This window comes from Pontibacterium sinense, assembly GCF_015209595.1.
In the GTDB taxonomy this organism is placed as follows: domain Bacteria; phylum Pseudomonadota; class Gammaproteobacteria; order Pseudomonadales; family Balneatricaceae; genus Pontibacterium; species Pontibacterium sinense.
Map to the genome: position 1 here is coordinate 73,599 of NZ_JADEYS010000007.1, position 14,848 is coordinate 88,446.

At 47.5% G+C, this 14,848-nt stretch carries 12 protein-coding genes and 1 riboswitch; of the genes, 7 read left to right on the forward strand and 5 right to left on the reverse strand.

From position 1 onward, the window contains the following. Positions 1-197: 197 nt before the first annotated feature. Positions 198-2,354, forward strand: coding sequence for a TonB-dependent receptor plug domain-containing protein (locus IOQ59_RS08680; protein ID WP_193952886.1), 2,157 nt, complete (start codon positions 198-200; stop codon positions 2,352-2,354). A gap of 63 nt (positions 2,355-2,417) precedes the next feature. Here IOQ59_RS08680 and IOQ59_RS08685 read toward each other — a convergent pair whose 3' ends face one another. Then, positions 2,418-2,735 (reverse strand): hypothetical protein, encoded by a 318-nt coding sequence (locus IOQ59_RS08685; protein WP_193952887.1) that lies wholly within the window; start codon positions 2,733-2,735, stop codon positions 2,418-2,420. A gap of 38 nt (positions 2,736-2,773) precedes the next feature. Further along, positions 2,774-2,881: riboswitch (SAM-I-IV-variant riboswitch) on the reverse strand. A 165-nt stretch (positions 2,882-3,046) separates the two neighbouring features. Here IOQ59_RS08685 and IOQ59_RS08690 point away from each other — a divergent pair. Both IOQ59_RS08690 and IOQ59_RS08695 read left to right on the forward strand, forming a co-directional pair. After that, a complete protein-coding gene (locus tag IOQ59_RS08690; RefSeq protein WP_193952888.1) occupies positions 3,047-3,826 on the forward strand; it encodes a helix-turn-helix domain-containing protein in 780 nt (259 codons plus the stop codon). Between the two features lie 54 nt (positions 3,827-3,880). Beyond that, positions 3,881-4,525, forward strand: coding sequence for a LysE family translocator (locus tag IOQ59_RS08695; RefSeq protein WP_193952889.1), 645 nt, complete (start codon positions 3,881-3,883; stop codon positions 4,523-4,525). A 146-nt stretch (positions 4,526-4,671) separates the two neighbouring features. On the opposite strand, the gene IOQ59_RS08700 is transcribed toward IOQ59_RS08695, so the two are convergent. The 4 genes from IOQ59_RS08700 to IOQ59_RS08715 form a co-directional block, all read right to left on the reverse strand. Continuing rightward, positions 4,672-5,211: a DUF8082 domain-containing protein gene (locus tag IOQ59_RS08700; protein ID WP_193952890.1), complete on the reverse strand. Its 540-nt coding sequence runs from the start codon at positions 5,209-5,211 to the stop codon at positions 4,672-4,674. Positions 5,212-5,217: 6 nt separating this feature from the next. After that, complete coding sequence (locus tag IOQ59_RS08705; protein WP_193952891.1) at positions 5,218-6,285, reverse strand: HAMP domain-containing protein; 1,068 nt, start codon at positions 6,283-6,285, stop codon at positions 5,218-5,220. Positions 6,286-6,627: 342 nt separating this feature from the next. Next, positions 6,628-8,154: a diguanylate cyclase domain-containing protein gene (locus IOQ59_RS08710; protein WP_193952892.1), complete on the reverse strand. Its 1,527-nt coding sequence runs from the start codon at positions 8,152-8,154 to the stop codon at positions 6,628-6,630. A gap of 209 nt (positions 8,155-8,363) precedes the next feature. Further along, complete coding sequence (locus IOQ59_RS08715) at positions 8,364-9,830, reverse strand: HD domain-containing phosphohydrolase (protein ID WP_193952893.1); 1,467 nt, start codon at positions 9,828-9,830, stop codon at positions 8,364-8,366. A 241-nt stretch (positions 9,831-10,071) separates the two neighbouring features. Between IOQ59_RS08715 and IOQ59_RS08720 the strand changes: the two genes are divergently transcribed. The 4 genes from IOQ59_RS08720 (at position 10,072) to IOQ59_RS21605 (ending at position 14,736) form a co-directional block, all read left to right on the forward strand. After that, positions 10,072-11,688, forward strand: coding sequence for a sensor domain-containing diguanylate cyclase (locus IOQ59_RS08720; protein ID WP_193952894.1), 1,617 nt, complete (start codon positions 10,072-10,074; stop codon positions 11,686-11,688). A gap of 163 nt (positions 11,689-11,851) precedes the next feature. After that, complete coding sequence (locus IOQ59_RS08725; protein ID WP_193952895.1) at positions 11,852-12,340, forward strand: DUF3291 domain-containing protein; 489 nt, start codon at positions 11,852-11,854, stop codon at positions 12,338-12,340. 11 nt (positions 12,341-12,351) lie between these two features. Beyond that, positions 12,352-13,923, forward strand: coding sequence for a sensor domain-containing diguanylate cyclase (locus tag IOQ59_RS08730; RefSeq protein WP_193952896.1), 1,572 nt, complete (start codon positions 12,352-12,354; stop codon positions 13,921-13,923). Between the two features lie 69 nt (positions 13,924-13,992). After that, complete coding sequence (locus IOQ59_RS21605; RefSeq protein WP_371871844.1) at positions 13,993-14,736, forward strand: response regulator; 744 nt, start codon at positions 13,993-13,995, stop codon at positions 14,734-14,736. Positions 14,737-14,848: the final 112 nt, after the last annotated feature.

Here is a 14,848-nt window from a genome sequence, read left to right on the forward strand (position 1 = left end):
GCGTTGTTCAATGCGCTATGACGCTTTTAAAGGAAAAATAATCGCGTATTATCCGTAATCTATCGGGCTGAATTTTCGATGCGTTTTCAGATGAAATATGCCCTCTAATACATGAAGTTGTTTTGACCTGTTAGAACGTCGCTTTGCATAAGGGCGTTACTTTCTGAAGACGAGCAGCCGGATATCAGGGAAGAGATGTGGTTGCAGAAGTTAAAGCGGGAAATAGGGACGTTATGCAAAATACTATTTATGGATTTATCGTCAGCTTGCTCTTCATATCAGCACTGAGTTTTTCAGAGGATGGAATTGCTGATGAAGAAGTTGACTACTCCCTGGAGAGTGCTTATTTCTCAACTATCGCATCCGGTCACTTAGAGGCAGTCAGAAAAGCACCCGGTGTAGTGAGTGTCATCACGGCCGCAGATATCGCTTCTATGGGCGCGACTCATCTTGATGAAGTGTTGGAAACTGTTCCCGGTTTACATGTTTTGAGGTCTGACCTAAGCCGGCTGGAGCCTGTGTATAGTATTCGTGGCCTCCAGAGCGGTTTTAATCCGCAGGTTCTCGTTTTATTTAATGGTATTGAATTAAAAAATACATTAAGTGAAGGTCTTCCATCTGCATTCCATTTGCCTCTAAATTCGATAGAACGTATAGAAATAATAAAAGGTGCTGGATCGGCACTTTATGGTGCAAATGCGTATTCTGGTGTCATTAATATAATCCCAAAACGTGTCCGAGATTATATGCCTGCTATTACACAGATTAGAGTCGGTAGTTTTAATAGTAAGGAGCTTACATTTCAGTACAGGAAAGAAAATGTTCAGGGTGCTGGAATGTTTTTTTCAATGGAGCAGCAAGTAAGTGGCGGTGATAGTCGACGTATTATTGACCGGGATTTACAAGCCAGTATTGATCAACAGATGGGAACTAAGTCTTCATTGGCTTCAGGTGGGCTGAATACGGATTATTCGGTTACAAACATCCTTTTGAATATTGAGAATGACGAATGGAGCTGGAATAACTGGTTTTGGCAAAATAAGGACGCTGGGACAGGTCAAGGTGTTGCTCGGGCTTTAGACAATCAAGGCTATGTCGATTCAAGCTCTTACATATCGCATCTTCAATACAAATCGATTATAGATTTTGAGAGTTCAATAGAAAGTAATATTGGATATCATTATTTAGATGCGGAAAGCCTTTTTAAACTTTTCCCCAATGGAAGCCTCATTCCAATTGGTAAAGACGGAAACCCTTTTACACCACTTAGTCATCCTGTGCTCTTTGAGGATGGAGTAATCGGGGCGCCAGAGTACAATGCGCATAAAGTCATTGCAGATGTAACTTACCAGTATATCGGTTTCGAAGACCAAATTTGGCGATCTCAAGTTGGATTTCAGTACACATCCTTTGAAACATCAGAACGTAAAAACTATGGTCCAGGTGTTCTGGATGGAACGGTTTCACCCATCCATGGTGATTTAACCGATGTGACGGATTTGCCTTACGTATTTCTTGAGGATCAGGAGCGACGTAACGTATTTTTTGCCGTTCAAAATCAATGGTATTTTCATCCCGAATGGACATTAACGGTGGGTGGACGTTGGGATAGATATTCTGAATTTGGGAGTATATTTAACCCTAGACTGGGGCTTGTCTGGGAGCCGCGTCATGATTTCACTGGTAAGTTGCTGTACGGTGAGGCATTTAGAGCGCCGTCGTTTAGTGAGTTATATATGAAAAATAATCCCAGTGGGATTGGTTCTTCGTCCTTACTGCCTGAGCGAATTAAAACCTATGAAATCGTGGCTGATTATCAGGTCGCACCCTCTCTAAGGCTCATTAATAGTGTGTACTTCTACAAAGCTGAAGACCTTATCGAAAACAAATTGGTTGGAAGTGTCTATCAGTTTCAGAATGCTGCGCAACAGGAAGGTTACGGGCTGGAGATCGAGGCACAATGGGCGCTCAGTTCTCAACTGAAGCTAAAGGGACAATATAGTTATCAGCATAGTGAAAATACTGACACCGGAGAGGTTATTGCTGATGTACCAAACCATACAGGGTATCTATCCATAGATTATAAGATGCTGAATGGCTGGGCGCTCCATCTGAATAATCACTGGATTGGTTCCAGTGTGCGTGAGCGTACTGATACACGCGACAAGCTAAGTGGTTATGCATGGAGTACGCTAAAAGTGTCTAAAGCGTTTGAGCAACGTAATTTAGAGACGGCTGTTATTGTTAAAAACCTCTTTGATGAAAACGCCCGCACACCCTCGTCACCTATTATTCCAGGGGACTATCCGTTAGAAGGCCGTAGTATCTGGGCTGAAATCACATACTCATTTTGAGCGTGAAATACGCAGATTAAATGTCATATAGGGGCGGATAGTCTATCCGCCCGCCCATGCTGATTATGCCAACAGACCCTGCAGTTCAGTTGCAGTCGCTTCCTTCAACAGTTGTTCTACGGTTTGTCCCTGCTGTGATCGTTCGAGGCAGATAAAACGATTATTTCCTCGATTGTCTCGATATTCGATATAGATAAACCAGACGTTGTTAAGAGATTGATTGGAATCCTTACGTTTACCTTCGGCTAGCCAGATCTTAAGTGGGCGTAGGCTATGTATATGTCGTCGGGTATAGGTACGGTTATACGTATTATTGCTTGGCTGTGTTGATGCTGGAAACAGTTCGGAATCAACGGCGGTAAGAGTGTGTGCTTCAAACATGAGATGCTCCCATAAGGTTATGAGAGCTGACGTTGGAGGGCGACCTGATTTATTGTCGGTTCGACCACATCGCTGGAATAACAGCAAACCACCTTGCCCAGGTTGGCAGGTTGGCGAGGACGTCAGCCCTTCTCTTGATGTATTTAGAACTGATACTTTACTGGGAAAGAGCACGGCTAGCAAGCTGGTCCTGCTAACTTAGAATATGATGCCCGAATAAAACCGTTATCGAGGTAGGAGAACGAATGAGGCTGGGGAATTCGGTAAGGGATATAGAACAGTACTTTTTTCGCCACTCAGGTTTGCCTCAGATGGAGCTGCGAAGTACAGGGCATAGTACTCAGGGTTACAAGGCTCACAGTCACAAGGAGTTTTCAGTTGGCGTGTTGAATGCCGGCACCACATGCCTGTCATACGATGGTCAGGAACGGGTTGTACAGGAGGGAGACCTCGTGATGATTGAACCCGACAGGATTCATGCCTGTAATCCGATTGATGGCGGCTCGAGGGCGTATCATATGCTCTATATCGACGTTCAGTGGTGCCGGGAAAGGTTGTCGCTGTTATACGGAAAAGCGATCACTCACTTCTGTTGTGATCAGTTTGTAATACGGAGTCCGGCTGCATCAGGTCTATTTATGATGCTCGTTGAGACGCTGCAGAGAGGGAATGCAAAAGGAGCGGCTCATGTCTTGGATCAGCTAGCCATAACGTTGCTTCTTCAGTACTGTTCGCCAATGCCTGTTTCGTCCAGGAAAAGTGAGCTAAGTGTACAAATAAAACAAAAATTGATGGCCGATCTCAGCCAGCCTCCGTCTCTGGGCGACTTGGCAGAAGAGTTTGGTTGTGCGAGAGAAACTTTAATCCGGACGTTTAAAGAATCTTATGGAATTACCCCAAAGTCTTTTGTGAGCAATGCACGGGTGGAAAAGGCAAAACTTTTACTGCGCTCAGGCGCTAGTATTGTAGATGTTGCGTCTGATATGGGGTTTGCTGATCAGAGCCAGTTCCATCGCGCTTTTGTGAGCTACACGGCGTCCACCCCTCGGCAATATCAACAATCCAGATCAATTTCCGACAACCTTTCCTAGCATTGGCTCAATAAAGTATCGGTTTCCCCAACTTAGCTGATGCTTAGGATACATATGACTTCATTGGATTATCTGATTCCAGCGGCTTTCCCCGCGCTTGTACTGGCTCACTTTGTTGCATTGCTGAGTCCGGGGCCGGACTTCTTTTTAATCGCAGGAAATGCGATCAGGCATAACCTTCGCGGCAGCCGTTTTATCTGCCTGGGGGTGGCGCTGGGTAATGCTGTGTATATCGCTGTGGCGATTCTTGGTTGGAGTGGAATCCGGGACAACCCGCAGCTCTTTTCTGTGATTGAAACCATTGGGGCGGGTTATCTGTTGTGGATAGGTGTGCAGCTGTTACGAAGTCGTCCACACGCGTTAGCGCTGGGCTCAAACGAAAGCCAAGTGCCAGGGCTACTGAAGCAACTGTTTCTGGGGATCAACTCTGCGCTGCTTAATCCGAAAAATGCGCTGTTTTATATGAGCTTAATGGCCGTTATTTTAGGGCCGGATGTGACGTTATTGCAGCAGATAGTTTGTGGGATTTGGATGGTTTTGGCAGTGTTTCTATGGGATCTCTTTATTGCGGGAGCAATTGGCCATCAGAGTGTAAGAGGCGTGCTGAACCGCAAAATACACTGGGTGGAGCGAGGGGCTGGAGCCGTACTGATGAGCTTTGGTGTTGGATTATTGGTGCAAACCAATGGTCGTGGTTAGTCTTATCACTCATGTTATGGGTTATCAACGCGCGTGGATATGGGGACTCACGAGCACGAGTATGGGCACGTGAGTCTGCAAGTACACAACACTGGGAATACGGACAAATCGTTTCCCCAGTGTGAATACTATGCATTTGGAACTGACTAAATACCGAGCTTTTTTATCACATCTTTCTTGAATAGAAGCGACTCATTGTCGTCCGGAATTTCGGCGGCCAGCTTATCCAGTGCGGCTTCGAGGTTCAGCACGGAGTTCAGGGTATCTTCACATATAAACCCAGCCACCGGACCGATGTATTCTGCCAGACAGTCTTCCAAGATCGATTTTTGTGCATCACTGCACTCGAATACCGGCTCGGGTGTAACGTCTTTGGGGATCTCTTTAGGCGCAAGATCGGCCAGTGTTTTGATGATCTCATGGGTCGGTGGCAAAGGCGTATGTTGGTCAGTCAGCATGCCTTCCTGGAACTGGTGGCGTGCATTGCTGATATCAAACATGGCATCCAGTGCTTCGATGCCATGTTTGTTGAAGTAGTAGATGTAGTTGATCTCCCCACCTTCGATGATGACATGGGCAGAGCGATTACAATCGGTGGAGATAAACAAACTGCCGCTGACTTGCTTTCGGCACAGTTGTTTAATCTCCTCTACGACCTGGCTAAAAGGCAGATAATGCTGTGACATAGCAGGTTACCTTTCTCGTAGTCGTTCGATTGTAATATGCAGGCTGGTATTCATGCGCTTGATCGCTTTTGCCAGCGCGCCTATTTCGTCCTCGCGTTCGGTGCCATCGATATCCCCATCTAACTTGCCACGGCTGATTCCGTCTGCGATGACAGTTAGTTTGGCAATCGGGTTGAGCACCAGCTGTCCCATCATGATGTAGAGCACCAGAGAGGCAATGATTGCACTGGCAATAGCACCCATGATCGCGTTCTGGCTCAGAGTGTAGGCTTCTGCCATCACTTTCTCTTTCTCCAGTACCACTCCGATCATCCAGTTGCTGCCGGATAACCCTCGCAGACGACGGTAACTGGTCATCACGGTGTTATCGCCAATCTCCAGCTCTTGCAATTCGGAACTCAAGCGGGGCTGCTTACCGGTAAAGAGTGCATTGATCGATTTTCCGTTCAGGCTGGAATTAGGGTGACTGATGATGTCCCCTTTGGAGTTGAGCAGAAAGGCGTAACCGGTATCGTTAAAGTGCAGGGTATTGACCGCCTCTGACACGGTTTTTAGGCTGAGATCGCCACCGAAGGCTCCTTTAAACTGACGACCGTCGTAAATGCCTGCAACCGCTGAAATCAGGATGTCGTTGGTGGCTGAGTCAGCATAAGGGTCCGTTAGGATCGCTCGGTTGTGGTTACGTGCGCGGTCATACCAAGGGCGTTCGCGGGCATCCCAGTTTTCACCCGGATTCCAGTCCTGATCGTTAGATATCGGTTTACCATCGGTATTCAGACCGCCAAAAACAAGAATGAACTCTTTCTGCAGGAGCGGGCGATTCATGGTGTTCTGAATAGTCGTCTGGCTAAAGTCGTCGGCGATCGTTTCTGACATCATATTGATGATTGCCAGTTTGCCGTTCAGCCAGTTGGTGATTTGGTGTGAAAGCGCTACGGTGGCTTCGTTGATACGGTTTTCGGTACGTTCGTAAAGCGCATTTTGCACGGTGTGGTATTGGGTCCACGCGAACAGGGAAAATGCAATCATGATCACGGCGGAAGTCGCCAGTGGGACTTTATGTGAGATTTTCAAAGTGGGTATGCCTTTTTCTGAAACCGCACAGATTCTTTGAACTGGCGGGTTTCGGTTTCTTATTTTTGTTGTTCAGGCCGCAGTGACCGACGAAAGGTATCGGCTTTCTACGAGGTTTACAGGCAGAAAGAACTATCTGTCTGCAAACGAGAAGTGGGGAAGGGCGTCAAACAGGGTTCTGTTGTGATTCTGGTCCATTACTACATCCCGGTACGTAATTGAATTAGTCAAAGTGTTAACTAGAGGAACCGTTTGACTAACATAGAAGCTGTATTCAGGATCGATTAGGGCCAGTAAGGCCTTGTGTGTGGTGCCAGATGCGTATGAGATTGATTTCGGTGATCAGTCGGTTGTTATCACATATTGATTTGATTGATGGGATGCAACAGATATTGGACCTGTGACCGTTGGGCTTGCATAGCGATAGGGTTGCCCCGTTTGTTTCGCTTCATACATCGCGGCATCTGCTGTCGCGAGCAATTGCTCTGCACAACTGCATTGATCAGGATACAGTGTGATACCGATGCTGGCGCTGACAGACACCGTCTGCTCACCGATATCAATCGGTGCCTCGATGACTTTTTGCAAACACTGGATCACCTTATCGGATTCGTGCTGGCCGTGAATGGCTGGCACTATAATGACAAACTCGTCGCCCCCGTAGCGTGCAATCGTATCCGTCATGCGCAGGGTGTTTTTCAGGCGATTTGCGATCGTAATCAGCAGTGTGTCGCCTGCTTCATGTCCCAACGTGTCATTGATGGGTTTAAAGCCATTCAGATCGATAAAAAACAGTGCCAGCGATCGACCATTGCGATCAGTGTGCGCGACCTCCAACTCTAAACGATCATAAAATACACGTCGGTTGGCAAGGCCTGTGAGGGCATCGTGATTGGCCAGATCTGCCAGCTCTCGTTCTCTATCTCGATGATGGCTGATATCAATGACAGTGGTTAAGTAGAGTAACCGGTCGTCCAGATAAAACTCTTTTTCATGCAGCTCGATAGCAAAGTGGGTGCCGTTGCTACGACGTCCAAACCAGCCGTCCTCTGATGGGTGGAAAATGGCATCGCGTTTAAGGATTGTTAGGTCCTGCTGACTGTATCCAAAAGCCTCTCGGCACAGGGCGTTAGCCATACAGACCTGTCCACCTTCATCGATAATCAATAAGCAGGATGAGGTGTTATCCAAAAGCTCAGATAGACGCTTAATCAACTGTCCGGAATGCTGACTGCTTTTCCGGAATAGACGAATAATATGTGCAAAGTTAAACAATGCGAGCAAGAACGTGAAAAACTGTGCCTGCCTTAGGCGTGATGTTTTCTCGCCCGACATATCCTCAATCCGGGTCGTCAGTTGATTCATTAGTGTGAGGATTGCTCGATTATTGGCTTCGAGGGAAGATTTCAAGGCTGTAATTGTCGCCGGAGAGTTATCTCCCTGAATGAAGCGTTCAGCCATAGGCTTCAGATTCGATAACGCCTGTTCAGTGGTCTCTACAATGCCTAACACTTCGGTGTCTTCGAAGGCGATGAATGGAATCGGTTTATCCCGGGTATCTGTGACCTGCCCACCGGTTTTAAATGCAAACAGGGTATTGGTGAACAGACGATACACCTCGATAAACTCTTGTCGGTAAGCCGCCTGATTGGTGTTATTCGCTTGGTGTAGTTGCAGAGAGGCTTTGGTGAGTTGTTGCGATAACATGCGCTGACGTCCGGCGATGTTGATTGCGAGTGCATCGGCCTCAACCTCTTCGGTAATCTGTAAATTAATGCCAAGGATCGCAAAATCCAGTAGAAGGAAAATACAGATAGCAATAAAGAGTGAACGTCTATTGCTGTGCGGCGCACGAGTAAGCAGATTCATCCTGATTCCGGGGGTAGTGATTGAGCGCTGGGTGTGTCAGGCGGTCAATTTAGTCCCGTATTGTTGGATTATCCAGCCGGTTGATAATAATCAATTCAATAATTGATACTGCTCATAATATGTTCGATTTTACAGCATGCCTTAGCGACGAATGGTCTCTTTTGATGGCGAACCAATCGTCACTGGCATGTATCTGTCTGTTTGAATAATCAGGCAGCTTCCGCTTCTTTATCCGTATAGGTTGCAGCGATATCGATAAAGGTCTGCTCCACCGCCAAAAACGCCTCAATGACCGCAGGATCAAAGTGGCTGCCATTCCCTTCCAGAATAATCGAGCGGGCTTTGTCGTGGGAAAATGCAGGCTTATACACCCGCTTCGAAGTGAGTGCATCATAGACATCGGCTAATGCCATCAGGCGGCCGGAGATCGGAATTTCTTCTCCTTTGAGACCATTTGGATACCCTCGGCCATCCCACTTTTCGTGATGGGTCAGACTGATTTCGCGTGCGATCTGCAGGAAGGAGTTACTGCCAAGCTGAGCTTCTGCCACCTGCAGCGCATCGGCACCGATCTGAGCGTGTCCCTTCATGATTTCGAACTCTTCGTCGGTCAGTTTACCGGGTTTCAGAAGAATGCTGTCCGGGATGCCCACTTTGCCAACATCGTGTAAGGGGGCTGACTTGTGGAGCAGGTCGATGGTGTCAGCGTCGAGCTCTGCACGGTATTTTTCCTGAGTACTTAAGTGCTCAGCCAGTACACGGACATAGTTTTGCGTACGCAGGATATGGCCACCGGTTTCGTTATCACGGGTTTCTGCCAGACTGGCAAGCCCCAAAATACTGGCATCTCGGGTGATGCTCAGTTCTCGGGTGCGTTCTGCCAATGCGTTAATCATCTGGTTAGTATGCAGGGCCATCAGACCAAATTCATCATTACTGGTCACCGGTACCTGTACACTCAGTTCTCCACGGGATACTTGTGCCAGTGTTTGATTTTCGGCGGTGATAAAGAGCTTAAGATTGCGAGAGTAGCCGATAATAATCGCCAGGATGTAAAGCATCATCGTGCCGATGACAAAGACAATTTCGCCCAGAATATAACGTTGAGAGGTTTTCAGTGGGATACTGTCGCCGGTATGGACTAACCACTCCAGATCTTTATTGATGACCAGAAAAACGACGCCGATCACTGCGATCGCACAGATGGCTGCAAACCAGACAAATTTCTGTGTTAGTGGATACGGGTTATCATCCGGTGTGAGTTGCTGATCTGAGTCGCGCAGCATCTGAGCCAGCTTGAACTCACGAAACAGTGCCAGTTCACAGGCGATCAGGTAGCCAAGTACCGTCATTCCAACGATCACTTTGCCTCCGCTTTCCAGCGGAAAACCATGCATTAGCCAGTTATACAGCCCCAGTAGCGCCCCGAAAATCAGAAACAGTGAAAGGTCTAATTTGAACTGACTATTAACCTGCTGTTTGTACGGTAGTTGGTTTAGACGCTTTTCCAGTGTGACGCGAATTGCGCCCTGTGCACAGAACGCCACCAAAATAGGGATCAGCAGTTGCGCAGTGGTCAGGGAGTCAAGAAAAGGACAAACCTGAATACTGTAGACTGAAAATAGAATCAGTGCTGTCAGATAATGGAATGAGGTGCGTCTTACGATTGCCTGCATGATGTTTTTGAACCCTCTGCTGTGCACTTCTGTCCGCTGTAACATCCCGGACTCTATCACGCTTAATTTCCAAACCAAGAAGTAAGTTATAGATTTAAATACAGAAAAGTAAAATGCCACATGTCATTCTGGATGAAATCGGAGAATAGATCAGAGAAAGCGGAGTTCAGGATCCTTAAGGTTGGATGTTTCTCCAGATATCCGTTAAGTTCAGGGAACGTGTCGTAATGAGTAATTACCAATGACTATCTTTTCGGTATTTACGCAGTTGAATCAGGCTTACCTGCTGGTTGATCTGTCCGACTGGTCAATTCCAGTGGTGAATGCCCGTGCTGCAAACATGTTAAGGCAGACCGAGAAGACGCTGGAGTCGAGTGACCTATGGTGCTCCCGTCTCAAGCCTTTGTTACAGGCAGGCATGTCTGAATCTGATCTTGTGTTTCACATTGATAGTGCACTCTATCAGGCGCGTTGTTCTGAAATAGTCGCCGAAGAACAACGTTTTCTTGCGATCAATCTGATCCCCTTTTTATCGTCTTCCAGCCATCAGCGTGATGTATTTGCATTGCTTGATAATCTGGGCGCATACGTTTACTGCAAAGATGTGAATTACAACTATACCTATGCAAACCGTCAGGTCTGTGACCTGTTTGGTTATCCATTGGAAGAGGTTATCGGACAGAGTGATGCACGTTTCTTTGGCGCTGATACAGCGAAAGCACTGGTAGAAGGCAGTGACTGTTATGTGATTGAAGACGGTGAGGTCATTGAAAAAGAGGAGATCAACTATGTGCCGGGGTTGGGCGAGTATCGTCACTATCTGACAGTCAAAAAGCCACTGCACAACGAACATGGCGAGATCATTGGTTTGTTTGGTATATCAACCGATGTGACCGAGCTGAAAGTCGCTGAACGTCGCTTACGCGATAGTGAAACCAAACTGAGCACCATTCTCGATAACGTGGGTGCATATGTCTACATCAAAGATTCTGAGCGCCGTTTCCGTTATATCAACAAGAAGACGGAAGAACTTTTCGGGCTTTCCAGCGATAAAATCCTGGGCATGAATAACTATGAGCTGTTGGGCGATATTCAGGGAGAAGAGTTTGATCGTACTGACCGGCAAGTATTTGAGGCGGGTACGCGCATGGCATGTATCGAGACCTTTAACGCCGGTGATGACACCTATTATTACTGGTCAGTGAAAATCCCTCTGGAAAACGATAGTGGTGAAATTGATCAATATATCGGTATGTCGATGGATATTACCGAGCAGAAAAAGCTCGAGTACCAAGTGCGGGAAGCCAATCGAGCGTTAAAAGAGAAGGTTCGTGAAATCAGTCATTTACGTGATGAACTGCACGATCAGGCGATTCGTGATGCGCTGACGGGATTGTATAACCGGCGTTTTATGGAAGATAAGGTCGAGCAGACTTTTGATGATCGGCGTGCAGGGGCTTGTACGCTTATGATGATTGATGTCGATCACTTCAAGAAGGTTAACGATGAGCTGGGTCACAAGAAAGGAGATCAGGTATTGCAGCTGCTGGCGACGCTGATGCAGGATGAATGCAGGGTCGAAGATATGGTTTGTCGCTATGGTGGTGAGGAGTTTTTAATTCTGCTGCCTGCAACGGATATTCATGTCGCCTTTCGTAAAGCTGAGTGGATTCGTAAACGGTATGAAGTATTGGTAGCCGAGACCTATCCAGAGGCTGCGGGTAGTACGATTTCGATTGGCTTAGCCTCAGCACCAGACCATGGAGCCGATTTTTCCAGTGTATACCACTGTGCAGATGAGGCCTTGTATGGGGCGAAAAGTAAGGGAAGAAATTGTTCGGTGATGGCTCATATCTGAAAGGTGTCGTACTCCAGTAAAGACTATAAAAGTTCAGTGTCGGAAACATATGTAGTTGGCAAACGTAAACGGTTTCTGGAATGGTCCGATTCTTCTGCTAATATTACATTCGCAGTTTAAGCGAACTGTTGTTTTATAAGGTCATAAAATAAAAGGATTTAGTATGACCCAGTACCACCTCGCGCAATTGAACATTGCGACCCCGCTTTATGAATTGACAGACCCACGGATGGTGGAGTTTGTTGATAACCTCAATCGGATCAACACACTGGCAGAACAACATCCCGGGTTTATCTGGCGCCTGGTCGGTGATGATAATAATGCCACCAGTTGCGTGATTGCCGATCGACCGGGCGTATTACCTAATCTTTCCGTTTGGCAGGATATGGATGCTTTCAAAGACTATGTCTACAAATCAGATCACGTTAGCTTCTTGAAACGTCGGGATCAGTGGTTTCAATGTAGTGAAGGCCTGCTGGTAGTGATGTGGTGGATTCCCGCCGGGCACCGGCCAACCATTGAAAAAGCGGTTAAACGACTGGATTATCTCGCCGCACACGGACCTTCTGAACAGTGTTTTTTTGTACCGTATAAATCGTTGCCTGCACTGACCGTTGCTGATACGGCAGTGATTGATCTATTGGTGTCATAAAGAGCTGTTATATGATCAAACTATTTCGCCAGCGGGAAACACTTGCAACTTGGATATTACGTACCTTATTAGCGGGTCTGCTGTTACTGGTCGAGATCGCGAATGCGGAACCGAGCAATGCAGCATTGCCCTCCATTCAAAAAGTGTTTGATCAGCACAGTGCAATCATGTTGTTGATTGATCCGGCTTCCGGACAAATCATCGATGCCAACCCCGCCGCCAGCCGTTTCTATGGTTACTCTCAGCAGCAACTGCAAACCATGAAGATCCAACAGATCAATACCCTCACCCAAGAAGAGGTCGCAGCGGAACGAGCGCATGCCACTGAGCAGCAACGTAACTTTTTTGTCTTTCGGCATCAGCTGTCGAATGGCGAAGTGCGAACCGTTGAAGTTTCATCGGTTCCGTTTGTATTTGATGATAAGCCATTGCTGTTTTCTATTGTGAATGATGTCTCAGAACTGCGGGAAACCCAGGCTGCGCTCTGGCACTATCAAACTCAGCTAGAAGGTATGGTAGACCGTCAGACCGAAGCCTTACGTGAAGGTGATGAACGTTTGATTACGCTGTTGCTGGCCGGTTCATTGGTGCTGCTTTTTACAGTGTTGGTTTTACTAAGGCTGCTTATCAAACGTCGGCAGGCAGAAGCAGCACTGACATTGGAGCAAAAACGACTGGAAGAGATTATTCGTGGTACCAATGTTGGTACCTGGGAGTGGCAGGTGGAGAGCGGAGATATCGCGCTCAATGAGCGTTGGGCAAATGTAGTTGGCTATGAGCTGCATGAACTCAAAACGCTTACGATCCAAACACGCTTAGACCTGATCCATCCGGATGATCGCATCAAGTCAGATATGCTAATCGGGCAACTGTTCCGTCATGAACTGCATCACTACGAGTGCGAGATTCGCCTTAAACATAAAGAGGGGCACTGGGTCTGGGTGATGGAGCGGGGCAATGTGGTGGAATGGTCCGACAGTGGCAAACCGTTACGGATGTCCGGCACCCACCAGGATATCAGTCGTCGTAAAGCTGCTGATGCACAAATTCAGTATCAGGCGAAATACGATGCTCTGACCGGGTTACCCAATCGTGTACTGTTTCTGGAGCGTTGTGAAGCAGCGATCTCGGCGGCGAGTCGTACCAATGACCACGTCGCACTGTTGTTTATTGACTTGAACAAGTTCAAGCCGATCAACGATACGCTTGGCCATGAAGCGGGTGATCAGGTTTTACAGGAGATTGCTGCCCGTCTGGGTAAAGTGGTCCGTGAAGGTGATACGGTGGCGCGTTTTGGCGGTGATGAGTTTGTTATTTTGCTGACAGGATTACATTCACCGGAACCAATTAGTCGCATTGCACATCAGATCATTGAGCACGTGGACGAACCTTGTCCGCTCAGTGATGGGGATACTGTGTCCGTGAGTGCCAGCGTAGGGGTAGCGTTATATCCCGATGACGGTCCATCAATCGATGCGTTGTTGCGCAATGCGGACTTTGCTATGTACGCGGCTAAACGTGGTGATCAGGGTTTCGTGGTTTACGCCTCGGAGGTATCGGAATACGCCTGTCAGTTGCAATAAGCGGTTTAGCCTTGTCGCACGCTTCGTTATGATCAACGTTGAAAAAATCACAAGGCAGGATATTCACGCGTGAACAGCCCGACAGATGTGCAGATCTTACTCATCGAAGATGATGTAAAGCTGACCGAATTGCTGGACCTTTACCTCAGCCGCAATGGCTACAAGGTTGCAGTCGGGCACAGTGGCGCGGATGCTCAACGGTTGTTGGATGAGATGAATCCCGAGCTGTTGATTCTTGACCTGATGTTGCCGGGGATGGATGGGTTAAGTATATGTCGGGCGGTACGCGCGACCTATCACGGAAAAATTCTCATCCTTACGGCCAGTGACGACGATATGGATCAGGTCGCAGCTCTTGAAATGGGCGCCGATGACTATGTCTGTAAACCGTTGCATCCACGCGTGCTGCTTGCACGGATTCGTATGCTGCTGCGTCGTCATGAGGAAGAACCGGCTAATGGTAATACTCTGTTGGTTAATGAAGAACGTATCACTTCTACGCAGTCCCGGACATTTGGCCAGCTGACGATGGTCTGCACAACCAAACGCTGCACGTTGGCGGGTGAAGCGGTCAACCTAACGCCCGCTGAATTTGACCTGCTTTGGTTGTTAGCACAACATCCGGATCAGCCACTCTCCCGTGAAGAGCTGGTTAAACAGACCCGTGGCATAGAATACGACGGTGTAGATCGTACGATCGATAATCGGATTGTTATTCTACGTAAAAAGTTACAGGACAACGCTTCTCAGCCACAACGCATCATCACCGTGCGTGGTAAAGGTTATCTGTTTGTTGCCAACAGCTGGCACTGAGTTGTAACGATTTCCGACATACAAACCCGTACATTTATTCCCATGACCCAATGTCCGGCTGCTGCCACAATGGGACCTATGATATCTCTGTTGTTAAACCTTTCAGGCTAAT

What these genes read in the sequence shown, in the direction of transcription:
- IOQ59_RS08700 (WP_193952890.1), bottom strand. Translation starts at nt 5,211, where the DNA reads ATGTCACAGCATTATCTGCCTTTTAGCCAGGTCGTAGAGGAGATTAAA.
- IOQ59_RS08715 (WP_193952893.1), bottom strand. Translation starts at nt 9,830, where the DNA reads ATGCAGGCAATCGTAAGACGCACCTCATTCCATTATCTGACAGCACTG.
- IOQ59_RS08695 (WP_193952889.1), top strand. Translation starts at nt 3,881, where the DNA reads ATGACTTCATTGGATTATCTGATTCCAGCGGCTTTCCCCGCGCTTGTA.
- IOQ59_RS08685 (WP_193952887.1), bottom strand. Translation starts at nt 2,735, where the DNA reads ATGTTTGAAGCACACACTCTTACCGCCGTTGATTCCGAACTGTTTCCA.
- IOQ59_RS08730 (WP_193952896.1), top strand. Translation starts at nt 12,352, where the DNA reads ATGATCAAACTATTTCGCCAGCGGGAAACACTTGCAACTTGGATATTA.
- IOQ59_RS08720 (WP_193952894.1), top strand. Translation starts at nt 10,072, where the DNA reads ATGACTATCTTTTCGGTATTTACGCAGTTGAATCAGGCTTACCTGCTG.
- IOQ59_RS08710 (WP_193952892.1), bottom strand. Translation starts at nt 8,154, where the DNA reads ATGAATCTGCTTACTCGTGCGCCGCACAGCAATAGACGTTCACTCTTT.
- IOQ59_RS08725 (WP_193952895.1), top strand. Translation starts at nt 11,852, where the DNA reads ATGACCCAGTACCACCTCGCGCAATTGAACATTGCGACCCCGCTTTAT.
- IOQ59_RS08690 (WP_193952888.1), top strand. Translation starts at nt 3,047, where the DNA reads ATGGAGCTGCGAAGTACAGGGCATAGTACTCAGGGTTACAAGGCTCAC.